Below are 26,840 nucleotides of genomic sequence, written 5' to 3'. Positions count from 1 at the left end.
TTTAATTCTATTATAGAACGTATATGTTTTATAATGATATGTATATAAGGATTGACGTGGGTATTGTAAAAATTTCTGATGAGTTACATGAGTACTTGCGAAAAGCAAGTAGTGTGATGTCACGCTCTGTTAATGCTCAAGCAGAGTTTTGGATAAAAATTGGCATTCAAGCTGAATTAAATCCAGATAAAACGTTTCCAATGATTATCAATGAGATGCTGGAAAAAGAAGCCATCAAGCAAGAAGTAGAATAAGAGGAAAGAAGAGTGGATAAAATAACGATTAAAACAGCTGATGAAATTGAATTAATGCGTGAGTCAGGACGTTTATTGGCGAAAGTTTTTACAATGCTTGATGATTTTATTGTACCGGGTGTTTCTACACTAGAGATTAACGATAAAGTTGATGATTTTATTGTCAATGAACTCCAATCGAGACCAGCAAGTAAAGGTCAATATGGTTATGAGTATGTGCTAAATACATCTATCAACGAAGTTGTTTGCCATGGTGTGCCAAAAGCAGATGAACGCCTTAAAAGCAAAGATATTGTTAATGTTGATATTACACTAGAAAAAAATGGATTTATTGCTGACTCTAGTAAAATGTATATTATGCCAGAGGCATCTCCTATTGCGCGCAAATTAGCAAAAATAACGTATCAAGCAATGTGGGAAGGTATCAAGGAAGTAAAACCAGGTGCGACATTAGGTGATATTGGTCATGCTATTCAAAGTTTTGCACAAAGTCATGGGTATAGTGTAGTGAGAGAATACTGTGGACATGGAATAGGAAGAGAAATGCATGAAGCACCACAAGTGCTACATTATGGCATTAAAGGACAAGGTGTTGAATTAAAAGAAGGTATGACTTTTACGATTGAGCCAATGATAAATCAAGGTGGCGCTAAAATAAAAACCAAAAAAGATGGTTGGACAGTTGTGACAAGAGATAAAAAATTATCTGCTCAATCAGAGCATACTATTTTAGTAACAGCAACAGGATATGAAGTACTCACTTTGCGTCCTGAAGAAGTATTACCATAATTGCTACTCTTTTATATTTATAGCCATTTTAAGAGAAAATACTCTTTATAGTTTCAAAATGATTGAGTTTTTAATTAAAGTGGCTACTTATATCTTCTTTATTTTTCATTAGTATCAATGAATTAAGTTAAAAACTTAGTATATTTATAATCTTAGTTGTAAATTACACGTTATTTACTATATTAATATCAATGTTTATTAAGTTTTAATAAAGTTTTATTAAATGATTGTAGGACGCAATTATGACTTTATGGATAAATAAGGATGTTAATATGGAAAATATTTCAAAAGTTTTAGAAATGTGGGGAGCATGGATGGCTAATGATCAAAAAGCCATTAATCTATTGAATAATAAAAAAGAAATCATACCAGAACGCATAAGATTAAGAAAAAAATGTACGCATCATGATGCTAATATTATCAATGATTTAATGAAAAGATTGATGGTGAACAATAAAAAGGATTATCAGTTACTTATTAATTATTATGTTTTTGGTAAGACATTTATTCAGCTTGCAAAATATGAAAAATGTTCGGATACATATATTGGAAAAAAATTGAAAAAAGCGGAAGGTATAATTGAAGGTATGCTGATTTTTTCGGGTGTTAATTAAGATTATAAATAAATTAAAATAATGCTTTACGATCGTAAAATAGAGATTATGCTAATAATACTTAGAATAATTAAGGCATTGAAACACGATGTTTACTATAATTTTTGCGCTTCAAATATTGTGTTTTGATTTTTGTGCTCTAAATATTGTTCTAGAAATTGCTAATAGGATGTTTAGCAAATTAAATAGATTAACTTAAGCCCAAGGAATGGAAAATATGCCAACTACATATCCAATTGTTTTAGTTCATGGTCTATCTGGTTTTGATAATGTCGTCGGTTATCCTTATTTTTATGGCATCGCGGATGCCTTAGAAAAGGATGGTCATAAAGTTTTTACTGCCTCTCTTTCGGCATTTAACGCTAATGAAGTTCGTGGTGAACAACTTTGGGGATTTGTGCAAAAAGTTCTCAAAGAAACGAAAGCCAAAAAAGTAAATTTAATTGGCCATAGCCAAGGACCATTAGCTTGTCGTTATGTTGCTGCAAAACATGCAAAAAATATTGCTTCTGTTACCTCTATTAATGGTGTAAACCATGGTTCAGAGATTGCAGATTTGGTACGACGTATTGTACGTAAGGATAGTGTGCCAGAATATATTGCTGATGCAGTAATGAAAGCTATTGGTACTATTATCTCTACATTTTCAGGTCATCGCAGTAATCCACAAGATGCCGTTGCTGCATTGGAAGCATTAACAACTGAAAATGTAACTGAGTTTAATAAAAAGTACCCACAAGGGTTACCTGCCATTCGTGGTGGTGAAGGTAAAGAAGTTGTAAATGGCGTCTACTATTATTCATTTGGTAGTTATATTCAAGGTTTGATTGTTGGTGAGAAAGGCAATCTACTGGATCCTACTCATGCAGCAATGCGTGTATTAAGTGCATTCTTTACTGAACATGAAAATGATGGTTTGGTAGGTCGTACAAGTATGCGGTTAGGTAAACTGATTAAAGATGATTATGCTGAAGATCATCTGGATATGGTAAATCAGGTTGCTGGGTTAGTAGGGCGTGGTGAAGATATTGTTGCTATTTATACAAACCATGCGAATTTTTTAGCAAGTAAAAAGCTTTAATATCCTGCATACTTGTTGTGAAATAGTCTAGCACGAATGGCTCTAATCGATTTAGAGCCATTTTTATTTTAATTACTATTGTTTAATATCTTTATTAACGCTGACTGAAATAGCATAACCTAATAAATAAAGTGCTTGCTCTAGGCTATCTACTTTTGAGGTTTGATTAATTTCAAGTAAACGCTCTATTTGTGCGCTCGTTAAATTCATTTTTCTTGCAAGATCGGATTTTTTTGTTTTTGTTTCTAGCATCGCATTATGTAATGCAATTTTTAAACAGCTGATAAGGGGTAAGTAGACAATAAAATCACCAGCTTGTGCTTTTGATGGTGCAGGAATAGGCAGTTTACTCGCAATAAATTCTTCAAGGCCTACATGTAAAATATCAGAGGCTTCTAGTTCAATATCATCTTCTGTATAAGCAACTGCATGTATGTTATCAAAATCACGGTAGGTAATTTCGTAAGTTTCACTTTCTTCATCAAAATGAGCGATTGCTGGATAGTTGAACATAAATAACCTTTTATAAAGTTGAAAGCCGGATTTAAAACGAAATTACATAATATAATGTGTTTTCAAAATTCTTGTGTTGTGTATAGTACTAAAGTGAAATTTATTTATCTATTTGATATTAAATAGTATGTTAAAGATTAAAGCATATTTATCAAAATTTATCTTCATTTCTTTCCAATGTGAGAAAGGATCAAGTCGATAGTATATTGCTTGTTGGTTATTACGTATTTTACTGGAATTGATAATTAATATTAGATAGATCTTATAGCTAAGAAAACTATCTTATTGATGTTCATAAGGTGTTTTTAGGAAGGAGTTATTTATGTATCCCGTTGATTTACATGCTCATACTATTGCTAGTACACATGCTTACAGTACAGTTAGTGAATATTTCCAACAAGCTAAAAAACAGGGTATTCAATTATTTGCAATTACTGATCATGGCCCAGATATGGATGATGCTCCTCATGAATGGCATTTTTCTAACTTACCTGTGATCCCTCGTATTATTGATGGTGTGGGTATTCTTTACGGTATAGAAGCGAATATTAAAAATATTAAAGGTGAAACAGATTGTAGTGAGAAAATGAGCAAGAAATTAGATATTGTGCTTGCTGGTTTTCATGATCCTGTCATGGGGTCATTAGGCCTTGTTGATAATACAAAAGCATTAATTGCAACAATAGCAAGTGGTTGCGTTCAAATGATTACGCATCCAGGTAATCCAAAATATCCAATAGAGATTGCTGAAGTTGCAAAAGCCGCTGCTAGTTACAATGTTGCTTTAGAAATGAATAACTCATCATTTATTCATTCTAGAGTAGGAAGTGAGAAAAACTGTATAGAAATCGCTAAAGCTGTACGTGATGCGGGAGGATTAATTGCATTAGGTTCTGACTCACATATAGCTTCTTCTCTGGGAAAATTTGATCGAGTATTAAAAGTATTAGCCCAAATAGATTTTCCACAAGAGCGTATACTAAATGTAACCCCAAGAAGAGTGCTAGATTTTCTAAAATCACACGGTAAAAAAGAGATCCCTGAATTTAGCCATTTTTAACATTGGGTTAAATCATGAATAAAAAAGCTATCCTAAGATTAAGATAGCTTTTATGATATGAAGTGGCTTTAACATTTACTGATGAAAAACAGTTAGTTCTTGTTTCAGTCTATCTGATTGTGTTTGCAATGAATCTAATGAACTAACTAATTCTCGTGTCATTGTTGCGTTAGCTTGTGTGGTTTGATCTAATTGATTTATTGCATCTTCAATTTGAGCAATGCCATTACTTTGTTCATTTGTAGAAATAGAAATATCGTGGATCATTTCATTAATATTTTCAGTATGCTTAGAAATATCTATCATATTATCGTTTGCGTCAGCGGCTAGCTGAAAGCACTGATTTATTTTTTTACTTGAATTAGCGACAAGTATTTTTATCTCTTTTGATGCTAAATTACAGCTAATGGATAATTCTCTTACTTCTTTAGCAACAACAGCAAAACCTTTTCCGTGTTCTCCCACTCTTGCCGCTTCTACGGCAGCATTTAAAGCCAATAGGTTTGTTTGAAAGGCAATATTGTCGATCGTAGAAGTAATATCATTAATTTGTTCAGAGAACGTGACAACTTCATGCATATTTTCAACAACGTTAGCGAGCATTTCATTGCTTTGGTGGATCATCGTATCTGCTTTTGTTACTAGCTCACATGATGCTTGTGTATTTTCTGCATGCTGTTTTGATGTAACACTTAATTGTCGTATTCCTGCGGAAGTTTCGAGTACGGCTGCTGATTGTTGTTCAACTCGAATAGCAAGATTATTGTTCATAACAGCAATATCACTTAATTCTGAATTAATAAGACCTGAGCTATGATTGATATTATTGACTATCCGTTTTATCTGATCTCGCATTTTTTGAATATTAGCAGTGAGAATATTTATTTCATATAGACCTTTTGTGGTGACATCGGTTGCTAATTTTCCATTGCTAATATCTTCAATATTTTTCATTATTGCGTTTAAAGGTGAAATAAAGTTTTTTCGCAGTACAACTTGGACTAAGAAAGAAAAGATAACAATTAAAACTGAAATAACGATTAAACTATAAATAATTTTATCGTACAGCAACTCACCTTCATCCAATGAAGCTGTGTAATAGTTTTCTAGTTGTTGATGATAGGCTGTATAGGCTTGCTCAAAATTGTCTTGATAGGTTTGTGTTGGCTGATTTAAATACTCGTATGTTTTGCCTTGTTCTAGGAAGGCTAAAAATTCAATGAGTGCTACATTAAGTTCAGTATATTTTTGCTCTAATTGTTGCACATAATTTTGATCTTCAACGTTATGAGGAAAATTTTTGAAACTTTCCCATCCATTTTCAACGTGCTGTAGCTTTTCTTTAGTTTGTTGTAATAATGAAGAGATGTCAGTGTTAGCTGTAGCCATTTTATTAATAATTAATAAGTGGCGAGAGCTGGCTCTATTTAAGGTATTACGCGTTTGTAGTAAATCCTCCCAAGTACTATTTAATAGTGATTGTTCATGATAGATATTGTTTAATGTGTTTAAATTTCTCTTGTAATCATTAACTGAAGAGAGGAATAGAACACAGGCTAGACCAAGAAGTAAGATTAAAGAGCCTGTAATAAGCCAAACTAAAGTGGTGGTTTTTAAACCTGACATATTAAAAGAGACGTTTGGCAAATAACGTTGTTTTAAGTTGTTAAACATGTAATGTTATTTCCTTTTTCATAAAAATATAACTGTGTAATTTATTGATTTTTAAGTTTTATTTTTACTTCCTGTAACTGGTATAGACAAAGAATAAAAAAACACATGAAAATATGTTTTTAGGTCACTCTTTGATTTAATGCCATATATCCTTTTGATTTTTTCAAATACTAAAAAATAGTATCGGCATTTTATAAATATTCTTTATGCTTATTTATTGTTCTAATTAATAAATTTATCAAATGTATTTTATTGCTTCGTAATGCTTTGATTTTTAATTAATTTTTCTTAAATATTAAAAGTTAAAGATAAATAATAAAAATGATATAAAAGATACCTCCTTAGAGAATGGTAGTTAACCTGTTGATTTATTATTAATTTTATGTAATTAACTCATTTCTTTTTAAACAATTAGGTTTAAATAGTGTGAGTGCTTCTATTTATAAAATAAAAAAGTAATAATGATTAAAACAGCAATAAATTAAATTATTTTTTGTTTATTTAATAGAACAAATAAGAGACTCTAACGTTATAAGTGAGAGAGAAGCAAAAAGATCCCTAAAGAATGATAGCGTGAAGGGATAAATGTATTTATGATTTTAAGTTATTTAACATTAGTGTTTTATAGTTCTTTTTCTCAAGATTTTTATCTGTGAAGCCAAATTTTGTGGCTAAATGCCTTAGTTGGTCAATATAGAGTGGGAGTTTACTTGGGTCGTCAGTCATAATGGCAAACTCAGCAAATGAGCCTAATTTATCTAACTTATCAATAGTGATATGAAACTTATCTAGAAAATAAATTTCTCTTGATTTTGTATAATTGAGAATACAATGGTAGCCAAGAGTCGTAAATATAGAGACAGTTTTTTCTGCATCTTCGATACGAACCGCTTCACATTGCGATAAATCAGGACCTTTAACGATAAGAAGATTTATTCCTGCGGGATGCATTTTTCTTATACATAAACTGATAGTAGGAGCTGAAAATTCAGTATTATCATGTTCCATGTACCAATCTGTTTCTTTATTTTCAGGCGTAAATAATGTGGCACCTGCTTTTTTTAATTCATTAATAAAATTTTCTGGATTTTGAAGGTGATATTTTAGTTCAGCTTCAAATTTGCCTTGAAAATGTTCAGACATACGTTTTCCCCCAATTAGCGTTAATGAATTATAGCATTAACAATGAGTCCTTTTGGGATAAAAAACTTTTAATGCTATTTAATTATTTTATTTAAATTAGATAAAAGTGTTTAAATACAACAATAGATAACGTTATTATGAAATAAAGGCAGGGGATATAATGTTATTAATAAAGAAAAGAGTTAGAAAAAATAAAGGGGCATTACCCCCTTTATTATTACAGAACACCTTCAAATGGGTTCCAACTTTGATCATTTTTAGTTTCTTTTAAGTAATAGGCATAGTTGGCTGTTATAGCCCATAAAATGTTAACTGCAATACCCACCACATTGATAACACCATTATTTACAGGTAAAAAACCAATAATTGTAAAAATAGCAATATTAATAGCAAATAATGTTAATGCTTTACGCCATAAACCTAAAATAAGAAAGTAAATAAAACCAAAGAAAAATGCCCAGATATTCATTCCAATAAGAATTCGTTTTCCAAAGGCTAGCTCTTTATAAGCTGCTTTAAATTCTGGTGTTTTAGGTGAACCATATTTGTCAAAAAATGAAAAACGCTCTTGCCACTTTTCAGAAAGTTCTTTATTCATTTTAATTCTTTTTACCCTATTGATTAAAGTTAGTCTTAATAGAAAAAGTATCTTTACATAATTTAACATTATGAACAATATAAATTTATTATGAGATGAATAAATATATTTGTTTATATAAAAAGCATTAAAGTGAATATGTTTGTGGTGTTTTTTAATAATTATCTTATTGTTTCAGAATATGTTTTTAATCATTACTCTTAAAGATAAGAACGATAAAATAAAATATCATTTTGAATGGATTTTATAGTGAAAAGAATAAGAAATCTGGCTTATGACAAATACCAGATTTCTTATGGAAGATGAGGTGGGCGATTAGCGCACGACTAATACAGATGATTCTGCATAACTGACCACAGAAGATGCGGTAGAACCTAGAAGATAAGTTTTCATACCTGGATTACGAGAACCAATGACAATTAGCTCTGCTTGAATTTTTTTTGCGGTTTCTAAAATTTTATCGCGAGGATTACCTATAGATACATAAAATTGAGTTGTACTATTGGGAATGTCAATATGCGATAAGTTTTCTTTTAGTGTGGATAATGCAATTTCAATCCGTTGTTTGTCACTTGCTAGTCTGTCTTGTCCTGCAAATGCAAATCCGACAAAAGACTCATAACTTGGAATGACTGATAAAAAATGAATATTCAATTTGTCAGCGACAGACAATGCTTTTAGATGAGACACAACCTTGTCCAATAAACCAAGCTCTGTAAAATCAACGGGTACTAACACTGTTTTTGTCATAGTGGCTCCTAATTAACCTTTTATTATGATTAGGGCTTTAATATTAATTTTTTGTGCATACAAATATGAGTTACCTACTAATCTTATCAGTCAAAATGAAAAACTGCACAAAAATTGAAATTATTTTTATTTTTTGAGAGTTATGTATTTTTTTATATGAAAAAAAGTGAAAAAGAATGGATGTCTGAGCAAACGAATATGTAGCAATATCAAATGGAAATTATAAAAAATAGCGAATAATAATAGCTAATGGATGGATGTTTTATTTTTCTAGTATTGATAGTTATAGATATTATTTTGTTGATATATGACAAAGATTATTTTTTATATTTTTCATAGGTAAGATATGATCTTTATTTAATATTAATTTGTATATCTTGGGTTATAAAGAAAAGTTTAATAAATATGAAAAATTGAAACTAAAAAATAATATTCATATATTTCAACTTGTTATGATTTTTTTCTTTAATGGATAAATGCATATTTACTCTTAATGATAATAAGTGCTATTTAGCTTTCTAAGAGTATTAAAAACATATTACAAATGAGATTGGTTTTTATTTTTATTACAGGTAATTAATTGAAAAAATAAATAAACCACACCTAAATCGCTATATTTTTATTTTTAACTGTGCATAATACCCATAATGTTAATTTTCATCGCAAAGGACGTAAAATATGTTACATCAAGATATGATCAATAAATTGAATGAACAGTTAAATTTAGAGTTTTACTCGGCAAATCTGTATTTGCAAATGAGTGCTTGGTGCGACGATAAAGGATTTGATGGTGCTGCTAAATTTTTAAAAGCTCACTCTCGTGAAGAAATGGAACATATGCACCGTTTATTTGATTACTTAAGTGATACAGGTGCAATGCCTTTACTTGGAGCGATTGAAGCTCCACCTGCTGAGTTTTCATCATTAGCTGAGTTGTTCGATAAAACTTACAAACATGAAAAGCATATTACATCTGAGATTAATAAATTAGCACATGTTGCAATGACAACTCAGGATTATTCGACATTTAACTTCTTACAATGGTATGTTGCAGAGCAACATGAAGAAGAAAAATTATTCAAATCAATCCTAGATAAATTAGCAATGGTTGGTGACAGTGGCAAAGCTTTATTCTTATTAGATAAAGATCTGAACACATTATCAGCATCTGCACATGTTTAATTTTTAGGCCTAAGCTAATAAATGACTTATTACGCTCTGCTGTGAACGAATAGCAGGGCGTTTTTTATTCTTCTGCATCGCCTTCCTTACTATTCTTATCTTTTATTTTTTCTCTTACTAATATTGTTTTTTTGCTCTTAAAAATACTTATTGAATGCTATTTATACAGGGGGATTATTTTACTTTTAGTTGTATTTGGCTATGTATTGAACTGTTTAGACTGTCAATAAGGGTATTATATTTTTTCGAAGTGTAAAAATGGGTGATATTTGAAACAGAAACTGCTCTAAATAACATATATTTTGAGTGCTAGTTCACAACCTTTTATTTCTAATATCAAGAAGCAAAGATCTTGACGTAAAATTGCTATAAAATATTTTCATAAATAAAAAAATCACCTGTAATTTAAGAGGTTATTATGTCATTAAATACACTTAAGACATCTTGGGGTAAATTATCGGCTATTGCTGTTTTATTCCTTGGTATGTCATACCAACAAGCATTAGCACATGCACACTTAAAATCACAGTTACCTGCTGAAGGTGCTGCTATTGAACAAGCACAAGCGCCTAAAGTTATCACGCTAGACTTTTCTGAAGGTATTGAATTAGCTTTTAGCAAAATCAAAGTCACTAATAGTGATGGCAAAGAAATCACCGTAGGAAAACTGACTTTAGATCCCGTTAACAATACTAAATTATTATTGCCTTTAGAAAGTGATTTATCAGAAGGTGATTATTTAGTTAATTGGAATGTTGTTTCTGTTGATGGACACAAGACAAAAGGTTCTTATCAATTTAGTGTAAAATAATGACACCTGAAGACGTTTATATTTTATGCCGTTTTTTCCATTTCGTGGCAGTCATGTTTATGTTCGGACTGAGCTTCTCGGCTGCCATTCTTGCTAAAGATAAGTTCATTCCTCTTATTCAGGTTCGTTTGCGCCCCGCATTAGCTATTAGCACTGTTATCGTCTTTATTACGACTTATTTATGGATGATTGTGCAATCTGGTATTATGGGGGATGGTTGGGAAGATGCTTGGTCATTTGAAATATGGCGAGCCGTCTTAGGTACTTCGTTTGGTCAAATTTGGCAATGGCAATTGGTATTAGCAACCGCTGCATTGGCTATTTTATTTATACACCAACGCTATATTCGCAACTTTTCTTTATTAATTATTTCTTCAATTATGTTGATTTTACATGCATCAATTGGTCATGGTGCTATGTTTACAGGATCAGAAGCGATATTCTATAAAGTTAATCAAAGTATTCATCTTATTAGCGCAGCGTATTGGTTTGGTGGTTTATGGCCATTTGTCACTTGTTTGCAGTTTTTACGGAATAAAGATGAGCTTGCAGATGGGATGATCAGGCCTATCATTGGTACAATGAAGCAGTTTTCACTTTTTGGTCATCTTGCTGTTTTATTGGTGACGATTACCGGTATTATCAGTGCCATTATGTTAATTCCTGGATGGCCAGCAGTACAATTATCATCTGAATACCAAAGCATGTTATGGCTTAAAATTAGTTTAGTGTTGTTAATGCTTGGTTTAGCTGTAATCAATCGTTATGTCTTAGTTCCTCATATTCGTAAGAAAAATAACTTTCAATGGCTGCTAGTAAATAGTTGGCTTGAACTATTATTTGGAACAATGGTTATTTTTACCGTAGCCATCTTTGCGATTAACTCACCTGTATAGATTGCGATATAATTTAAAAAACCTAATTTCTTAAGTGAGATATCTACATGAAACGTTTCTTATTCGCGGGAATGTTAATGCTCTTTACTTTTCAAGCATTCTCGGCGGCACCTATTTCAACGGTCAGTAAGCTTCAATTTGGTGACGATTGGCCATTTACACGTGAAGAAGTGATGCTTAATTGTCGTGCTGATGGTGCTTGGTTTGTGATTAATCCAGCAACACTGATGCAGTATCCTCTTAATGAAATTGCAATGAAACAAATGGAAAGTGGCAAAGTAAAAGCGCAGCTAATTGATGTTATTTTGCTACCAGATCCTCATTCACCTGAAAAGAAAAAATCAGTAGAAGTGATACAGAGCGCGATTAAGTCGCTTTGTGAGAACAATTAATCAATTGATTGATAATATAGATAAGAATTTTTTATTTTTATCATGTTGATTTAAATAATAAAAATAAATAACAACGATTTTTTGAGTAGAAAATAGTGTGCTACTAGGTTGTTTACTGGATCTTTACATATTGTTAGCTAATATTTAACAGTAGGTTGTGAGATAGAAAAGTCTGAGAAAGTCTGAGTGAGTTCTCGATTTTTGTTTATGCCGTAAGCAACATTTTACTTTTTAGCGCACGGCTCAAAATGAGCCATTTCCCTAAGCCAGATAAATGATTTATCTGGCTTTTTTTATTTCGCTTTAGCATCCTCGTTATGCCACTTTTAAAATCCAGTGGTGATTATCTTTATCATAAGCATGGCGATAAAGCAGAATATTTTGATCTTTCAGTTGGGCTGGAATGCTGGTGTTTTCATCCCATCCATCTAATTGCATGCAAAATTCTTTGTCATAATCACATGGTATATGAATATAAGCTAATTGATTATCGGAAGAGTGTTTTAAAGTAATATCTTCAATTTCATAGCAAGCAATTTTCAACGTTATCTTTTTCATAATAAAACTCCGGTTTAAGCGATGTTGTGTTCCGTTATGTTTTGTTAGAGGCATTTATTTCAAAGAATGCTTTTTGACCAAACAGAATTAAGCATAGTATAAATGGAATCGATTTCCAAAATGTTTTTTGAAAATAAAAAAAGCGGATCATTTTTTGTGATCCGCTTTAAATAAATCTTCTGAAATAGGGCTGAATTATCTAATTTTTAAGGTTTAGGTATTGCCGTTCCCCATTCATTCCAATCTTTAGGTTCTTTATCATTTAAAATGAAATTCTGTTCCTGTTTTGCTTTTGCTTGTAATGGTGTGGACGGGGGGGTTGCAAAAGTGATCCCACCACGTATAAATTGCTTAAATGTTCCACTACGGATAACACCACCAGTTAAGCCAAACGAGAAGTTATATCCAGATGAGAGCCAAAACTCTGTATTATTTCGAACAAGGTATTGGTATTTTTTACTAATACGGATGTGAATTAATACTCTGTCAGACATGTTACCTAGTTCAAGGCCTGTTACGGCGCCGACTTCCAAACCACGGTAGTAAATTGGTGTACCAATTTGTACCGAGCCCGCTTCAGTGGCATTTAACACAAGGTTTAATCCATCAAGATAGCGTGAGTCTGTAATGTTGGATGTTTGTAATTCAAATTTACGATATACACCCCCATTGCCGGGCTCTGCTTTAATATATGGTTGTATAAGTGAATCTAAGTTATCTAATCCCGATGCTGTTAATTCAGGAGTAACAACAGCGAAGCGACTGCCTGATCTCGCAAAGGTTTTGACATAATCAGGATAGAGTACAGCAGATACAGTCACTGCTTTTCTATCAGGTGAAAGGATCAAGGATTCGACTTGCCCAATATCAATTCCTAAATAACGAATTGGCATTCCTTCAGAGAGTTTACTGGCATCATAGGTTTTTAAAGTAATCTGTGCACCGATAGCTCGTGCGCTAGTTTCTGATGGATAGAGTTTGTAACGTGAAACGTTACTATTGATATTTTCGAAATTATCAAAACTGATTGCGCCTTTTAATGCGCGATTTAATGGCGTTGCTTCGACAGTTAATCCTGAGCCATTAACAGATACTTTAGCAGCCCCTTCAGTCCAGAAGACACTTTTTTCTGTGAGTAGATGACGATATTGTTTAGAGATATATACATCAATATCAAATTCATCTATTAAAGGTCGAACATCAGTAATTTCACCGACTTGAAATTGATGATAAAGAACCACAGAACCTTTTTGTATCCCGGGAAGGCTTGATGCTTTTAAAGTGAGTGTTACAGGTAATTCATTGCCATTCACACTGGCTTTAGCAAAAAAGTCGTTACGATAAAGACGATACTGTTCTTTAGGTGAGCCTTTAGTACCTTGAATAAGATGAATGCCTCCTTCAAGCCATTCTTGAGGTGTCGCACCTTGAACTTCAATGCCATTTAGGCCCATGTTGACGTTAATTCGGCTATTGGCAACAAATTTGCTATTTTCATAAATATAATGCTTATATTCAGGGGCAATAATTGCATCAAAAATAACCCCGTCATCACTTATATTACGCTGAATGATTTGTCCAATAGTTATTCCTCTAAAAAGAATAGGTTGCCCTGCATCAACGCCCCAACTTTCTTCACTGGTTAGAGAAATAATTAATCCATCTTCGCCATATATCGCTTTACCCGCATCTACAGAGGTTGCTGATTGTAAAACGAATTGCTGGTTCTCTTGTGCTGGAGGACTATTTTCCGGGGAATCAAAAGCGATTGCACCATTGATTAAAGCAGAAACACTTTCCATTTTTACTGATACACCACTTTTTAAATTGAAATCACCTTGAAAGCCAGAGACGTTCCAGAAATGGCTATCTTGACGAATTAAGTGGGCATATTGTTTATCAATACTAAGTTCAATAAAAACACCCTGATTATCAGGACGAATTGCATAGCTATATACTTTACCAACAGGAACTTGACGATAATAAACTTGAGAGTCAACATTGAGTGAACCCAATTTATCTGCTGTTAACGTTATTAATTGCTGATTTTTATCTATATTAGCTTGAGGACGAACATCCTGAGCAATAAATTTAAACTGCTTTTCACCGTCCCCGGGTAACATGCTGATATAGTTACCACCAACTAAAGCATCTAGTCCAGATACACCGGAAAGACTAGCTTTAGGTGTAACCAACCAAAACTGTGTGTTTTGGCGTAGTGCTGTCGCAAGATCTTTGCGGATATCAGCCGTAACAATCACTTGGCGTAAGTCATCACTTAAAGTGACATCTTTAACAAGACCCACATCAACGCCTTGATAGCGAATAGGTGTCCTGCCAGAGACAATTCCTGATGCGGTTTGAAAATCAATCGTGATTTGTATACCTTTATCTTGCCAATGTTGGAAAAGCAACCAACTAGCAATAAACATGGCGATAACAGGGAGAAGCCAAAATGTCGAAATTTTACGCTTGCGGCGTATTTGGGCTTGTGTGTCCTGAACGTCGTTTTCTTCTTGTTGCATAAGTATCCCATAATAAACGACTATCCAACCATTCAACGGCAAGGATAGTAAGAATAACCGCAGTACCAAAATAAAAAGCCGCTGGCCCCATTGTAAAAGTCATCAATTGATCTCGATTAATCAATGACATCATCAGCCCAATCACAAAAAGATCAAGCATTGACCATCGTCCTATCCAAGAGACGAAACGGTATAGTTTCATTCGAAGTAAAGGGTCAATACTAGAATTAAAATGAATGCTTAATAATAAGCCCAGCATAATTATAATCTTGAAAAAAGGTACAAAAATACTGGCAATAAAAACAATAATCGCAATCGGGGTATTGCCTGAATTCACTAAGGAAAGTACACCTGAAAAGATAGTATCTTCACTACGTTGACCATTTAAATAGAAAATAGAAATAGGTAATAAATTTGCTGGTATTAGCAGAATTATTGCTGAAATTAATGCTGCCCATGTTTTTTGTAAACTCATTGGCTGTCTTGGGGTATAGCAAGATTTACAACGTGGGCAGTGTGTTGATGGTGTTCTTTTAAAATGATAATGACAATAATGGCAAGTTGCAGGACTGTTTTCTATTTCTTTTTGCGGATAAAAACGTTGCCAAAGTTGGTCCATATTAATGTTAATTAGCATTAATAAACTAAGTATCATTAAAGAAACAAAGGCAATTAGACCATTGCCAATATAGACGGTTGCATAATCGCCTAATTTTATTGTTGCAACACCAAGCCCAATTAAATAGACATCTAGCATTACCCATTCTTTTAATTTTCCTAACATTAATAAGACCGGGCGAAGATTAAGGCGTAAGCGCGCTCCTAAATGGAGATATAAAATAGCGATAGGGAGGCTAAGGGGGGCTGCGATAGCACAAAAGGCGACCATTGTTGCCGTAAGAGGAGAACCTTGCTCTGACATCATGCGAATACCATCAACCACATTTGCAGTTATCATTGTGCCTAATAGGTGGATCTTAATTAATGGCTGAGTAAATGCTATGGATGCCAAAATAAGCATTGTAATAGAGAGAATAAGTAGGCGAGTTAATGACCAATGTCGATAAGATGCAAGTTTGGCTTGGCAACGCGGGCAATAAGCATCCTCTCCACGCTTTAATGCAAGAGGTAGTGTCACGAGGTGGTCACACTCTTGACAGCGTATTGATTTCTTTTCCTTTGTTGCAATATTGTTCACTGTGTCGCTCGTTAATTCGCCTAAGTTGGTTTTCTGAAGAGTTATCGTTTGATTAAGCTAAAAAAAAGTACCTATACTCAATGGTTCACAAGTTATCATTTTTATTATATTTATGCCTTTCATTTTACAATACAAAGTGTCTGATTTTTTTTGTGGGTGTTAAGGGAATATTATCGTTTTTTTGCCCAATTCTTGAAAATGGAGTATTCAACCCCAAGATAAAATAGGCTAAATTATGAGTATGTTATCTATTTTAGTTACGTAAATAAGGTTTAATGATGCCAAAATCGCTTTTTTATCAGGAACTCACTGATAATTTGTCAGCCTTGTTGTCTGGTGAAAATGATCTTATCGCATCACTTGCTAATACCAGCGCGCTTCTTTACGAGAAGTTAGATACGATAAATTGGGTTGGATTTTATCTTAATGATGGTGACTCATTAGTTCTTGGCCCATTTCAAGGCAAAATTGCTTGTGTCAGAATAGGTTTTGGGAAAGGAGTTTGTGGAACCGCATACTCTGAAAATAGAATTTTAAGAGTAAGTGACGTTCATCAATTTAGTGGTCATATTGCTTGTGACAGCGCAAGTCAGTCTGAAATTGTTCTACCTTTAAAAGTAAATGGACAAATTATCGGCGTTCTCGATATTGATAGTCCTATTTTTGATCGTTTTGATAAAAAAGATGAAAATGGGCTTAAAGCGTTGTGTGACGTGCTCTGCGAGCATTTAAAAACTTGTCATACAGCAAAATATTGTGAATTTTGTGTAAGTTAACAGGCGTTTGCCATAGAAATTGTTGGCAACACTATTATAATGTCGCTTGTTCATGCCTGCGCTGGTTGGCAAAACCGTTGTAATCAGGAAATTTCATGGAAAATCAACCTAAGTTGAATAGTAGTAAAGAAATCATCGCTTTTTTAGCTGAACGTTTCCCTAAGTGTTTTATTGCTGAGGGTGAAGCTCGCCCTTTGAAAGTTGGCATTTTTCAAGATCTTGTTGAAGATCTAAAAGATGAAACTCAACTGAGCAAAACACAGTTACGTTCAGCATTACGCTTGTATACCTCAAGTTGGCGCTACCTTTATGGAGTTAAAGAAGGGGCAAAACGTGTCGATTTGAATGGTAATGACTGCGGCGAACTGGAAGCTGAGCATATTGAACATGCTCGTACACAATTAGCAGAAGCTAAGGCGCGCGTTCAAGCTCAAAGAGCAGAGCAACGTGCTAAGAAGCGCGAAGCTGAGGGTGATAAGGAGACCAGTAAACGTCCGGCAGCGAAAAAGCCAAATAATACGCGTCGTCAACCACCTAAAGAAGGTGAAAAACGACAGCCTCGTCCTCAAAAAGCGACTCAAGCACCTCGCAAAGCACCACCACGCCAAAATACTGAAAAGTTAATTCCAGTGAAAGACACGTCAGTTCTTACTGTTGGTCAATCGTTGAAAGTTAACGTTGGTAGTAGCGTGATGGACGCGACAGTGCTAGAGATAGCAAAAGAGGGTGTACGTGTACAATTGCCTAACGGTTTGGCAATGAATGTACGCACGGAACATTTAAAGTTCTGATACGGAGGCCAACCAGAGCATGAACAAACTTCTAAATGTGGCTTTTGCAATCGGATTAACGTTAATAGGCACTTCTGTTGTAATGGCTGAGAAACCAGCCACTCCAGCAATGGTAACTATTGATCAGTTACCTAAATTGAAGCAAGAGCCGCAGCATTCTACTGTGAGCGAGCGAGTAACCTCTCGTTTTGAACGCTCTCATTACCGTCAGTTTTCGCTAGATGCGAACTTTTCTGAAAAGATTTTTAATCGCTATCTTAATTTATTAGATTATAGCCACAATGTGTTGTTAGCATCAGATATTGCCCAATTTGATAAAGAAAAAACCAAAGTAGGTGAATATCTGAAAAAAGGTGAGCTTCAGCCCCTTTATGATCTCTTTAATTTAGCGCAAAAAAGGCGTTTTGAACGTTTTCAATACGCCTTAAACCGCCTAGATAAACCCATAGATTTAACTGGCCAAGATAAGTTTGAGTTAGATAGAACAAAAGCACCATGGCCACAAACTCAAGCTGAGCTAGATAAACTTTGGGATGAAAAAGTAAAATATGATTGGTTAACACTGAAATTATCTGACAAAACAGATAGCGAAGTTAAAGAGACTTTAACTAAGCGTTATAAAGCAGCGCTACGTCGTCAAACGCAAAGCCAAAGTGAAGATGTTTTCCAAATCATTATGTCGGCATTCGCCCGCGAAATTGACCCTCATACAAGCTATCTATCACCAAGAAATACTGAAGCCTTTGATTCTGAAATGAGCCTATCCTTAGAAGGAATTGGTGCTGTATTACAGATGGATGATGATTATCCTATGATCAACTCTATGGTAACTGGTGGTCCAGCTGCAAAAAGTAAAGAGTTGAAAGTTGGTGATAAAATAATTGCAGTAGGACAACAAAATAAACCGATGGTTGATGTTGTCGGTTGGCGACTTGATGATATCGTTGCTTTGATTAAAGGGCCGAAAGGTAGTCAAGTAAGATTAGAAGTTATTTCTGATGAGAAAGGTGCCAAACCAAGAACAATCACTTTAGTCAGAGAGCAAATCCGTTTAGAAGACAGAGCTGTTAAGTTAACTGAAAAAGTAATTAACGGTGATAAAGTCGCCATTTTGGATATTCCAAGCTTCTATGTGGGTTTAACCAATGACGTAAAAACACAGTTACAAAAAGTGGCGAAAGATAATGTTTCATCTTTAGTCATTGATTTGCGCGGTAATGGTGGTGGTGCTTTAACAGAGGCGATTTCACTATCGGGATTATTTATTCCAAGTGGTCCCGTTGTGCAAGTCAGAGATAACAATGGTCGTGTTCGACAAGATTTTGATAAAGATGATGTCGTGTATTATAAAGGGCCACTAGTTGTTATCGTAAATCGCTTTAGTGCTTCTGCTTCTGAAATTTTTGCGGCCGCAATGCAAGACTACGGGCGAGCGTTAATTGTTGGTGAGCAAACGTTCGGTAAAGGAACGGTACAACAATATCGCCCATTAACCCGAGTTTACGATCAAATGCTAAGCCCTGATTGGCCGGGTTTAGGTTCAGTGCAATACACTATTCAAAAATTCTATCGAATTAATGGTGGTAGTACTCAGCTTAAAGGTGTAACACCTGATTTGTTGTTACCAAGCTTTGATAGTGCTGAAATGGGGGAGAGTTTTGAAGATAACGCGTTGCCTTGGGATAGTATCTCTCCAGCAAACTATCAATTATCTGAATATTCAGACAAATTGAAAGCGGCGTTAGTACCATTAACTGAACAACATACTAAGCGTATTGCAAATGACAGAGAATTTTCATACATCTTTGCTGATATTCAACGTTATAACGATGCTAAAGCAAAAGGTGAAGATAAATTTGTTGTTTTAAACTTCGCTGAAAGAGAGAAAGAAAACAAAGAGCTAGAAGCCATAAAATTAAATCGTATTAATGAGCGTTTTAAATTAGAAGGCAAACCAGCATTGAAGTCACTCGATGATTTACCTAAGGATTATGAAGGTCCGGATCCTTATTTAGATGAGACGGCTAAAATTGCAGTTGATCTTTCAAAAGTGCTTAAGCCTAAAAAATTATTAAATTAAGTTATCAGTTATAACAACAGGTACTTAAAGTCACCCCAATAGTTGGATAACCAATTATTGGGGTTTTTTATATTTATCTGAATCAAAATATAAAATTATTATTGCCAATCAATATTTATTAGGTTTTCTATTAAAAATTGTTTAAGAAAACCAATAGTATCTTTTGGGATAGGAGTATTCATATTTTTAGTTATTCGCTATATTAAGTTACCAGTAATATAAATTTTTATTAATAATAAGGATATTTGAATTTAACTTATGTTACTTTGTTTTTAATTCGAAATATATCTTGAGTAAGTTTTGTTAGCTATAAAAGAGAATATTTGTCTAATTTTTAGATACGAAGTGAGTTTTTTATTTGATAAGTTGAATAAAAAGATAAAGCAGTTGCTAATTGTGATTAAGATCTCTTTTAATGGCATGTGAATTGTAATAAATGTAACATATTGTGACAACGATCTCTTAAATTGACATAAGATTACTATAGTATACAGTTCATGAAATTCTTGCGTAATTTTGGAATATTGACAGATTAGCTAAAATCATTACCTAAATAATGAATCATTTTTACTCTATGGGTCCCAAATGTATTTTTAGAAAAATAATCATAGCTAAAATATTATATTTTTAGATTAGGGTTCTCTACGTAAGGGATAATGGTTAAAGGCAAATAATTTATAATTTGCTTATCGGATTTTATTACGAAAAATAAGTAAATATAAATATGATGAGATATTCATATTCGATTTTTTGCGCCAAAAAATGACTCTGTTGCTTGAAGTTAGTGCAACTATAAATTTAATCAAAGGTTATTTTTTAGCTAAATAAAGAAAGGGTACTTTATTAAACTTGCTGAGTATAAATCAGCATAATTTAAATATTTATTAACCAGGTTGCATTAAGATGAAAGTAACAAAATTAGTATTGTTTATGCTGTCTCCTTGTTTCTTAGCTGTAAGCGCTGCTAATGCTGCGAATTGGGAAAATTCAATTAAAGAAAGTGCATTTATTTCAGATTCAGAACTTGAGCTTTCTACAATTAATATGTGGAAGTATTTGAAAACTGAAAACCGTTTTGATAAAGAAGAGCAACGTTACAGAAAGCAAGTTGCTAATGCTTGGGGGCAAAACTTCCAAGCTGATTTCAAATCAGGTTATTTAGGTGGCATTCTAGGGTTTGATGTTTCTTATTATGGTGGTATCAAATTAGGCGCAAGTAAAGACTTCGCTTCTCGTGCAATTTTATACAATGATGATGGTGAAGCAAAAGGCTATAACAAAATTGGTCAACGTTTCGCAAAAGTGAAATTTGATTTAGATCCTGTGTTAATTAATGGTAAGGCAGGTTGGTTTACATTAAAAAATACCGGTATTTTTACGAACTCACAGCGCTTATCATTAAACAGTTATAATGGTTATGCAACTAATACAGCGATGGGTGATTGGAGCTTAGATTTATTGTTCCTTGACGGTAAAGTGATGCGTCGTGATAGCCCAAATATCGACAGAATGTATTTCAGCGATGGTAATGGCGTTAGACATAATATCGATCATGTTCTTACCGGCGGTATTAACTACAACACTAAACCGTTAAAAGTATTTTATTTCTATGGTCAAGCGGATGATGTATTTCGTCAGCATGGCTTAGAAGCAAAATATAAATTAACTTCAGATGTGACTGTGGGTGGTGTTGTTTATTATCATGATTATGGTAGTGATGGCAAACGTACGTTAAGTGATGCCAATAAGGGTAAGCGTAACTTTGATCATGACGCATGGCACGTTGCAGGTACCCTGGAATGGCGTATTCCAGAGTCACCATGGACAATACGCACAGGTGTGACGTATACCGATGCTGAAAAAGCCAATGGTGTTGGGCAATTTGCTCGTAACCCAATTGGTAATACCCGTGGGCGCTTTAACTCACCAGCTTACGCAGATATCGACTATGTTCGTGATGGTGAGGTCATGGGAGCATTGGAAGCTGAATACAAAGTTAGTAAAGAACTGTCTGTTGGTGCGCGTACCAACTATAGTGAATTCAGCTATTCTGGTGAAAGATTAAAACAAGGACAGTTTGGTTTATTTAGCTACTGGAAACCAACCGCAAATCTTTCTGTCTCTTTAAGCGGTGGTATCGGCTGGCACCACCAGCAAGAAAACGACTATACCACACCAAAACTTTATGATGGTCACTCACAACGAGCTCATTCATTATCTGGCTCGATGACAACAACATATCGCTTCAAGATGTAATTTATAGCGGTAATTGAGTCCATTATTGCTGGTATAAAATGCACGGCTTACATATGTTGTGAGTCGTGCATAAAACTAGAGATAGTTGCTCTATCGAGCATGGTAGATGGTGGTGTCTACATGTTACGGTGCTTTTTATGATAAACTTGTTGTTGCAATATTAAACGATACCAGTCTTTCCTAAATAATTTCCTTCCGTTTGAAAAAATAGAAAATTCATATCATCTATTATCAATCTTACTTTATACTTAAGTTCTAAATGATACCTAATATTAGGCGTTGACTAACTATTTTCTATCAAAATGTAAAGTTATATCGTTTTTAATATTAAATAAGTTAAAAGGCTTGATAAAATCTAAAAAAGCCTTATTTATAAGACAGTTTTAGCAATGTGATAATTAGATAAAATAGGAACAGTATCAATATGATGAGAATTGCTTTATTCCTGTTAACAAACTTAGCCGTCATGTTTGTTTTTGGGATCATCTTATCTTTAACAGGCATTCAAGGTCGTAGTGTTCAAGGCTTGATGATCATGGCGGGCTTATTTGGCTTTGGTGGTGCATTTATTTCACTATTAATGTCCAAATGGATGGCATTACGCTCAGTGGGTGGCCAAGTTATTGAAAACCCAACTTCAGAAGTAGAGCGTTGGTTATTAGATACGGTAAGACGCCAGTCTGAACAAGTCGGTATTAAAATGCCACAAGTCGCAATTTATGATGCGCCTGATATTAATGCGTTTGCAACAGGTGCTCGTCGTGATGCTTCGCTGGTGGCTGTAAGTACTGGTTTGTTAGCGAGTATGAGCCGTGATGAAGCAGAAGCAGTTATTGCCCATGAGATTAGCCATGTTGCTAATGGTGATATGGTAACCATGACTTTACTGCAAGGTGTTGTGAATACCTTTGTTATCTTTATTTCTCGTATCATCGCTCAATTTGTTGCTAATTTTGTCTCTAATGATGAAGAGAGTGAAAATAGTAATGGAAACCCATGGGTCTATATGGGGGTCTCAATGGTTCTGGAAATTTTATTCGGTATTCTTGCCAGCATTATAACAATGTGGTTTTCACGTTATCGTGAATTCCATGCGGATGCAGGTTCTGCAAAGCTTGTTGGTCGAGAGAAAATGATAGCTGCATTACAACGTTTGAAAACGAGTTATGAGCCACAAGAAGAAAGTAGCATGATGGCTTTTTGTATTAATGGTCGTAATAAGTCATTCAGCGAGTTATTTTTATCTCACCCGCCATTAGATAAGCGTATTGAAGCACTGCGCAATGGTGAGTATCTGAAATAAAGTTGAGAGTCTAATCGCGAATACTCAAATAAAAGCACTCAATATGAAAGTATTGAGCGCTTTCTATGTATGAAGAATAGGGTGTTTAATCTAAATATTCGCCAAAGTATATTGCCACTTTTTCCTCATCAATTTTAAGATTGCCTTTCCAGCCTGCCCATGGCATTTCCATATCAGAGCGACCTTTGGTGTTATTAAGTTGATTTTCTGCAATGGTAATATCGCCGAAATTAGCCCAATGATCTAAAGATAATGGAATATAGGCATTAGGAATAACACCCACTAAGGCAAGTGAATGTAAAATACCGCGTTTGGTATATCTATCACCTGAAATTAACTTAGCCTCATTTAATCGTTTTTCAAATTTACCTGGAGTTTCATCTTCAGGAGCATGGCGTAATAAGTGGAGTAGTTGCTTAAAGCTCTCTTTATCTGCGGGGGTTGGACTGACAGGTGCAACAGTCAGTAGATGTTTTAAATTCAAGTAAGCATAAGTGGGATTGCTTGTATAAGAATTACCGTAATAGAGGCAATATTGAAAATAGCTGTCATTAATATGTTTTTGCTGATCCCCATCACTACAAATCCAACAACAGGCATATTGAGGCTTTTCTTTATAATTATGTAATGGCAAATTTTGTAATTTATGAAAAGCACCTAAAACAGATCGACCTCTAAGATAACTGCCTCCAATACCAGCAATAAATGCATCTAAGCAACGCTTTTGTGTGAGTAATGGATTGTTTTTTAAGCTATTTAATTTCGAAATAACATCAGAGTGATCAGCAAATTTTTCAATAACATTAGGTTGCCAATTGACTTCGGATAACAAGCCCCGTTCTTTTTCTGAAAGAATATCAAGATGATATAGTGACACTTGCCGTTCTGGATCATATTGACTGTTTTCATATTTATAGAGTTTACGCAAAACTCGCATAATTTTTTGCACGGTTTTACCTTGTTAGTTTTATAGGGTTTTAATTAATTTTGGGGATAACATAAATAGAAAATAGGTAACTTAATATAGATACAAAAAAAAGCCAGCTCAAATTGAACTGGCTTTATCAATAGACGTAGATAAAGTTTATTTTACTGTAAGTTCAGTTTCTTCATCTTGATTGAATACAGCTTTGTCCGTTTGTCCCATAATTTGGCTGGTGATCGTACCCGCTGTCATTGAGCCACTCACGTTTAATGCCGTACGTCCCATATCAATTAATGGCTCTACTGAGATTAACAGAGCAACTAATGTTACGGGTAAGCCCATTGCAGGTAAAACGATAAGGGCTGCAAATGTTGCACCGCCACCAACACCAGCAACACCGGCCGAGCTAATAGTCACGATAGCAACTAAAGTTGCAATCCACATTGGATCTAATGGGTTAATACCCACTGTAGGTGCAACCATAACGGCTAACATCGCAGGGTAAATACCCGCACAACCATTTTGACCAATCGTTGTACCAAAAGATGATGAGAAGCTTGCGATAGATTCTGGTACACCCACACGCTTAATTTGTGTTTCAATATTTAACGGAATACTTGCAGCGCTTGAACGACTTGTAAATGCAAATGCTAATAAAGGTCCCGCTTTTTTGAAGAATTTAATAGGATTTAACCCCGTAAAGCTGACCAGTAATCCATGAACCACAAACATTAAGCCAATAGCAACATAAGAGGCGACAACAAAGCTTCCTAATTGAATAATGTCGTGCATATTTGAGCTTGCAACAACCTTAGTCATCAGAGCCATTACACCATAAGGCGTTAACATCATAACGATGCGAACCAGTTTCATGATCCATGATTGCAAGCAATCAATCGCAACTAAAACTTTCTCGCCTCGGGGTTGGTCTTCTTTAAGTAGCTTCAGTGCAGCCATACCTAAGAAAGTAGCAAAAATTACTACGCTAATAATTGATGTTGAGCTTGCACCTGTTAAATCAGCAAATGGATTTTTAGGAATAAATGACAAAATAAGTTGTGGCATCGTTAAATCAGAAACTTTGCCCATGTAATTTTGTTCAAGTGCAATTAAGCGCTGTGCTTCTTGTTCACCTTGTACTAGGCCTTCTGCTGTTAAGCCAAATAAATTAGCAATAACAATACCTATTAAGGCAGAAATGGCAGTGGTGAATAATAGTGTGCCAATAGTGAGACCACTAATTTTTCCTAGGGATGAAGCTTGATGCAAACGAGCTACAGCACTAAGAATAGAGGCAAATACTAATGGCATAATAATCATTTGTAACAGTTGTACATAGCCATTACCCACGATATTAAACCAAAGAATAGATTCTTTAATAATAGGATCGTGTGAGTCATAGAATGCGTGTAATGCTAGTCCAAAAGCAACACCAAAAACTAAACCAACAAGAACTTTCTTTGAAAGGCTCCACTGACGTTGACTTAATTTAGCCAAGATGAGTAATAGCACAACAAAGACGAGTACGTTAATGATTAACGGAAAATTCATCTTAACTCTCCAACGAGATCTTTATTTATATCATTTCGACGATTGTATGCGATATGAGTTCTTAGGCAATAAGAAAGGATATAACAGCACCAATTCGATATAGGGTAACAGAATTGTTAATAACTTTTTATAATTAATTATTATTTTATATAATCATTTGGTTATAAAAACAAGGAAAGTTGGCATAAAAAGAAGTAAGAATTTATAAATAAATAGAGAAGAGTAGAGTTTTGTCTGAGTGTGTTAAAAATTAGTACGTTTGTTGTGGTACATCTGTAGCCAGTCGTTAACTTGTAAAGGTAGCGTAAGGGTAAGGTGTGGGGGTAAAAAAAGTGCGCCAACAAGGATCAAAACAGAGATAAATCTTTCACCTTTTTTATTATTCTTTTTGCCTAAAATAGGTAATGCAAAACGCATTTTTAAAGGCCATAGGAAAGGAACGCCAGCGGGAGTTAACATATCTGCAATAAGGTGACTAAGATAACCTAACAAAAGGGCATGAAAGATATCGGCAGAAATATCCCACCGTGGTGAAACTTGGGTTTCCCATAAAATAGCTAAACCACAAAACGCAAGTAGACTATGCGTAAAACCTCTATGACCACAGAGTTTTGATAGAGGCAGAGAGATAATACGGAATAACCGCCCGAGAATAGAGCCAGGGTGGTCTAAGTCAGGTAGGAGTGAGCCTAATAAGACAGCAGGGATCATGTGAAACCAATCACCATGAGCAAGAGCTGGCGTTATTTCAAGTTTCTGCGCTAATACAAGTGTTGCTACAGAAAAAAGTAGATGTCCTTCTGCTGTCATTCCATGTCTGTTTATTTGCTGTTCATTTATACAGTAATAAAGTATAAAAGGTTTTGATGATAACTAACAGACAAAAAAGATAAAAATTGTCTTAAATATTAAGGAATAACAGGAATATTTTATTTGATTGATTTAAAAATGATCGAATTTAGGATAAGAAACCAAAAAGTAAGATCACGGCGAGAGGAAATAAAAGGAATATACAAGAGGAATACTTAAAAATAGAAAAGAGGTCGGTGGGGTTATGCTCATTAAAAACCGAACAAAAAGGATATCTTACACAGTAGGATATCCTTTTTATTTATGGAAA

25 protein-coding genes are annotated in these 26,840 nt (G+C 34.2%); 14 read left to right on the top strand and 11 right to left on the bottom strand.

Annotated elements, in window-relative coordinates; translation table 11 throughout:
• Window positions 1-56 precede the first annotated feature (56 nt).
• The 4 genes from QSH13_RS01370 to QSH13_RS01355 all read left to right on the top strand — a co-directional run bounded on the left by QSH13_RS01370 (window position 57) and on the right by QSH13_RS01355 (window position 2,738).
• On the top strand, window positions 57-254 hold the full coding sequence (locus QSH13_RS01370) for a ParD-like family protein (protein ID WP_109397232.1): 198 nt from the start codon (window positions 57-59) through the stop codon (window positions 252-254).
• Window positions 255-266: 12 nt separating this feature from the next.
• Complete coding sequence (gene map / locus QSH13_RS01365; RefSeq protein WP_109397233.1) at window positions 267-1,043, top strand: type I methionyl aminopeptidase; 777 nt, start codon at window positions 267-269, stop codon at window positions 1,041-1,043.
• Between the two features lie 272 nt (window positions 1,044-1,315).
• A complete protein-coding gene (locus QSH13_RS01360) occupies window positions 1,316-1,657 on the top strand; it encodes an antiterminator Q family protein (protein WP_109397234.1) in 342 nt (113 codons plus the stop codon).
• Window positions 1,658-1,874: 217 nt separating this feature from the next.
• On the top strand, window positions 1,875-2,738 hold the full coding sequence (locus QSH13_RS01355; protein WP_109397235.1) for a lipase family alpha/beta hydrolase: 864 nt from the start codon (window positions 1,875-1,877) through the stop codon (window positions 2,736-2,738).
• A 75-nt stretch (window positions 2,739-2,813) separates the two neighbouring features.
• Here the strand turns inward: QSH13_RS01355 and QSH13_RS01350 are convergent, their stop codons facing one another.
• Window positions 2,814-3,251 (bottom strand): type II toxin-antitoxin system HicB family antitoxin, encoded by a 438-nt coding sequence (locus QSH13_RS01350; protein ID WP_109397236.1) that lies wholly within the window; start codon window positions 3,249-3,251, stop codon window positions 2,814-2,816.
• A gap of 322 nt (window positions 3,252-3,573) precedes the next feature.
• Between QSH13_RS01350 and QSH13_RS01345 the strand changes: the two genes are divergently transcribed.
• Window positions 3,574-4,311, top strand: coding sequence for a phosphatase (locus QSH13_RS01345; RefSeq protein WP_109397237.1), 738 nt, complete (start codon window positions 3,574-3,576; stop codon window positions 4,309-4,311).
• A 75-nt stretch (window positions 4,312-4,386) separates the two neighbouring features.
• Here the strand turns inward: QSH13_RS01345 and QSH13_RS01340 are convergent, their stop codons facing one another.
• The 4 genes from QSH13_RS01340 to QSH13_RS01325 all read right to left on the bottom strand — a co-directional run bounded on the left by QSH13_RS01340 (window position 4,387) and on the right by QSH13_RS01325 (window position 8,476).
• Window positions 4,387-5,985: a methyl-accepting chemotaxis protein gene (locus QSH13_RS01340; RefSeq protein WP_196544867.1), complete on the bottom strand. Its 1,599-nt coding sequence runs from the start codon at window positions 5,983-5,985 to the stop codon at window positions 4,387-4,389.
• 591 nt (window positions 5,986-6,576) lie between these two features.
• Entirely contained in the window at window positions 6,577-7,128 is a 552-nt protein-coding gene (cyaB, locus tag QSH13_RS01335; RefSeq protein WP_196544866.1) for a class IV adenylate cyclase, read from the bottom strand.
• 217 nt (window positions 7,129-7,345) lie between these two features.
• Window positions 7,346-7,726 (bottom strand): DUF2628 domain-containing protein, encoded by a 381-nt coding sequence (locus tag QSH13_RS01330; RefSeq protein ID WP_109397239.1) that lies wholly within the window; start codon window positions 7,724-7,726, stop codon window positions 7,346-7,348.
• Between the two features lie 315 nt (window positions 7,727-8,041).
• The gene (locus QSH13_RS01325) at window positions 8,042-8,476 is read right to left on the bottom strand and encodes a universal stress protein (RefSeq protein WP_072062602.1); all 435 of its coding nucleotides are present in this window, start codon (window positions 8,474-8,476) and stop codon (window positions 8,042-8,044) included.
• Between the two features lie 678 nt (window positions 8,477-9,154).
• Between QSH13_RS01325 and ftnA the strand changes: the two genes are divergently transcribed.
• The 4 genes from ftnA to QSH13_RS01305 all read left to right on the top strand — a co-directional run bounded on the left by ftnA (window position 9,155) and on the right by QSH13_RS01305 (window position 11,757).
• Window positions 9,155-9,658, top strand: a complete 504-nt coding sequence (gene ftnA, locus QSH13_RS01320; protein ID WP_006537159.1) for a non-heme ferritin — start codon at window positions 9,155-9,157, stop codon at window positions 9,656-9,658.
• Between the two features lie 418 nt (window positions 9,659-10,076).
• Complete coding sequence (gene copC, locus QSH13_RS01315; RefSeq protein ID WP_196543973.1) at window positions 10,077-10,469, top strand: copper homeostasis periplasmic binding protein CopC; 393 nt, start codon at window positions 10,077-10,079, stop codon at window positions 10,467-10,469.
• Window positions 10,469-11,365: a copper homeostasis membrane protein CopD gene (gene copD, locus QSH13_RS01310; protein ID WP_109406373.1), complete on the top strand. Its 897-nt coding sequence runs from the start codon at window positions 10,469-10,471 to the stop codon at window positions 11,363-11,365. The genes copC and copD overlap by 1 nt, the downstream gene beginning before the upstream one ends.
• Before the next feature lie 47 nt (window positions 11,366-11,412).
• Window positions 11,413-11,757, top strand: a complete 345-nt coding sequence (locus QSH13_RS01305; RefSeq protein ID WP_109397241.1) for a YebY family protein — start codon at window positions 11,413-11,415, stop codon at window positions 11,755-11,757.
• A gap of 315 nt (window positions 11,758-12,072) precedes the next feature.
• On the opposite strand, the gene QSH13_RS01300 is transcribed toward QSH13_RS01305, so the two are convergent.
• The 3 genes from QSH13_RS01300 to yebS form a co-directional block, all read right to left on the bottom strand.
• The gene (locus tag QSH13_RS01300) at window positions 12,073-12,315 is read right to left on the bottom strand and encodes a DUF1480 family protein (RefSeq protein ID WP_109397242.1); all 243 of its coding nucleotides are present in this window, start codon (window positions 12,313-12,315) and stop codon (window positions 12,073-12,075) included.
• 206 nt (window positions 12,316-12,521) lie between these two features.
• On the bottom strand, window positions 12,522-14,840 hold the full coding sequence (locus QSH13_RS01295; RefSeq protein ID WP_109397243.1) for a PqiB family protein: 2,319 nt from the start codon (window positions 14,838-14,840) through the stop codon (window positions 12,522-12,524).
• Window positions 14,782-16,038 (bottom strand): membrane integrity lipid transport subunit YebS, encoded by a 1,257-nt coding sequence (gene yebS / locus QSH13_RS01290; protein ID WP_185900838.1) that lies wholly within the window; start codon window positions 16,036-16,038, stop codon window positions 14,782-14,784. Before yebS ends, QSH13_RS01295 begins: the two co-directional genes overlap by 59 nt.
• 278 nt (window positions 16,039-16,316) lie before the next feature.
• Between yebS and QSH13_RS01285 the strand changes: the two genes are divergently transcribed.
• From QSH13_RS01285 to htpX, 5 genes are all read left to right on the top strand, one after another.
• Complete coding sequence (locus QSH13_RS01285; RefSeq protein ID WP_109397245.1) at window positions 16,317-16,814, top strand: GAF domain-containing protein; 498 nt, start codon at window positions 16,317-16,319, stop codon at window positions 16,812-16,814.
• A gap of 95 nt (window positions 16,815-16,909) precedes the next feature.
• Window positions 16,910-17,605 carry an RNA chaperone ProQ gene (proQ, locus tag QSH13_RS01280; protein ID WP_023582406.1) on the top strand — a complete coding sequence of 232 codons (696 nt, stop codon included), beginning with the start codon at window positions 16,910-16,912 and terminating at the stop codon, window positions 17,603-17,605.
• 19 nt (window positions 17,606-17,624) lie between these two features.
• Window positions 17,625-19,685 carry a carboxy terminal-processing peptidase gene (prc, locus tag QSH13_RS01275; RefSeq protein ID WP_185900837.1) on the top strand — a complete coding sequence of 687 codons (2,061 nt, stop codon included), beginning with the start codon at window positions 17,625-17,627 and terminating at the stop codon, window positions 19,683-19,685.
• A gap of 903 nt (window positions 19,686-20,588) precedes the next feature.
• Complete coding sequence (locus QSH13_RS01270; RefSeq protein ID WP_249716814.1) at window positions 20,589-21,941, top strand: OprD family outer membrane porin; 1,353 nt, start codon at window positions 20,589-20,591, stop codon at window positions 21,939-21,941.
• 424 nt (window positions 21,942-22,365) lie between these two features.
• On the top strand, window positions 22,366-23,244 hold the full coding sequence (htpX, locus tag QSH13_RS01265) for a protease HtpX (RefSeq protein ID WP_109397248.1): 879 nt from the start codon (window positions 22,366-22,368) through the stop codon (window positions 23,242-23,244).
• 85 nt (window positions 23,245-23,329) lie between these two features.
• Here htpX and QSH13_RS01260 read toward each other — a convergent pair whose 3' ends face one another.
• The 3 genes from QSH13_RS01260 to QSH13_RS01250 form a co-directional block, all read right to left on the bottom strand.
• The gene (locus QSH13_RS01260) at window positions 23,330-24,193 is read right to left on the bottom strand and encodes a hypothetical protein (RefSeq protein WP_286038705.1); all 864 of its coding nucleotides are present in this window, start codon (window positions 24,191-24,193) and stop codon (window positions 23,330-23,332) included.
• Window positions 24,194-24,328: 135 nt separating this feature from the next.
• The gene (locus QSH13_RS01255) at window positions 24,329-25,720 is read right to left on the bottom strand and encodes an L-cystine transporter (RefSeq protein ID WP_286038704.1); all 1,392 of its coding nucleotides are present in this window, start codon (window positions 25,718-25,720) and stop codon (window positions 24,329-24,331) included.
• Window positions 25,721-25,963: 243 nt separating this feature from the next.
• Window positions 25,964-26,530, bottom strand: a complete 567-nt coding sequence (locus tag QSH13_RS01250) for a metal-dependent hydrolase (RefSeq protein WP_109397249.1) — start codon at window positions 26,528-26,530, stop codon at window positions 25,964-25,966.
• Window positions 26,531-26,840: the final 310 nt, after the last annotated feature.

Origin of the sequence: Proteus faecis (assembly GCF_030286765.1) — a bacterium.
In the GTDB taxonomy this organism is placed as follows: domain Bacteria; phylum Pseudomonadota; class Gammaproteobacteria; order Enterobacterales; family Enterobacteriaceae; genus Proteus; species Proteus faecis.
Note: the sequence above shows the minus strand (reverse complement) of the source record. Positions and strands in the feature narration are given on the sequence as shown.

Excerpts from the sequence above, each read along its gene's own strand:
- QSH13_RS01300 (WP_109397242.1), bottom strand. The coding sequence starts at position 12,315 with ATGAAAAAGATAACGTTGAAAATTGCTTGCTATGAAATTGAAGATATT.
- htpX (WP_109397248.1), top strand. The coding sequence starts at position 22,366 with ATGATGAGAATTGCTTTATTCCTGTTAACAAACTTAGCCGTCATGTTT.
- QSH13_RS01305 (WP_109397241.1), top strand. The coding sequence starts at position 11,413 with ATGAAACGTTTCTTATTCGCGGGAATGTTAATGCTCTTTACTTTTCAA.
- cyaB (WP_196544866.1), bottom strand. The coding sequence starts at position 7,128 with ATGTCTGAACATTTTCAAGGCAAATTTGAAGCTGAACTAAAATATCAC.
- QSH13_RS01355 (WP_109397235.1), top strand. The coding sequence starts at position 1,875 with ATGCCAACTACATATCCAATTGTTTTAGTTCATGGTCTATCTGGTTTT.
- QSH13_RS01255 (WP_286038704.1), bottom strand. The coding sequence starts at position 25,720 with ATGAATTTTCCGTTAATCATTAACGTACTCGTCTTTGTTGTGCTATTA.
- QSH13_RS01360 (WP_109397234.1), top strand. The coding sequence starts at position 1,316 with ATGGAAAATATTTCAAAAGTTTTAGAAATGTGGGGAGCATGGATGGCT.
- proQ (WP_023582406.1), top strand. The coding sequence starts at position 16,910 with ATGGAAAATCAACCTAAGTTGAATAGTAGTAAAGAAATCATCGCTTTT.
- QSH13_RS01325 (WP_072062602.1), bottom strand. The coding sequence starts at position 8,476 with ATGACAAAAACAGTGTTAGTACCCGTTGATTTTACAGAGCTTGGTTTA.
- QSH13_RS01295 (WP_109397243.1), bottom strand. The coding sequence starts at position 14,840 with ATGCAACAAGAAGAAAACGACGTTCAGGACACACAAGCCCAAATACGC.
- QSH13_RS01350 (WP_109397236.1), bottom strand. The coding sequence starts at position 3,251 with ATGTTCAACTATCCAGCAATCGCTCATTTTGATGAAGAAAGTGAAACT.
- QSH13_RS01340 (WP_196544867.1), bottom strand. The coding sequence starts at position 5,985 with ATGTTTAACAACTTAAAACAACGTTATTTGCCAAACGTCTCTTTTAAT.
- ftnA (WP_006537159.1), top strand. The coding sequence starts at position 9,155 with ATGTTACATCAAGATATGATCAATAAATTGAATGAACAGTTAAATTTA.
- QSH13_RS01270 (WP_249716814.1), top strand. The coding sequence starts at position 20,589 with ATGAAAGTAACAAAATTAGTATTGTTTATGCTGTCTCCTTGTTTCTTA.
- copC (WP_196543973.1), top strand. The coding sequence starts at position 10,077 with ATGTCATTAAATACACTTAAGACATCTTGGGGTAAATTATCGGCTATT.
- QSH13_RS01285 (WP_109397245.1), top strand. The coding sequence starts at position 16,317 with ATGCCAAAATCGCTTTTTTATCAGGAACTCACTGATAATTTGTCAGCC.
- QSH13_RS01330 (WP_109397239.1), bottom strand. The coding sequence starts at position 7,726 with ATGAATAAAGAACTTTCTGAAAAGTGGCAAGAGCGTTTTTCATTTTTT.
- prc (WP_185900837.1), top strand. The coding sequence starts at position 17,625 with ATGAACAAACTTCTAAATGTGGCTTTTGCAATCGGATTAACGTTAATA.
- QSH13_RS01250 (WP_109397249.1), bottom strand. The coding sequence starts at position 26,530 with ATGACAGCAGAAGGACATCTACTTTTTTCTGTAGCAACACTTGTATTA.
- QSH13_RS01345 (WP_109397237.1), top strand. The coding sequence starts at position 3,574 with ATGTATCCCGTTGATTTACATGCTCATACTATTGCTAGTACACATGCT.
- copD (WP_109406373.1), top strand. The coding sequence starts at position 10,469 with ATGACACCTGAAGACGTTTATATTTTATGCCGTTTTTTCCATTTCGTG.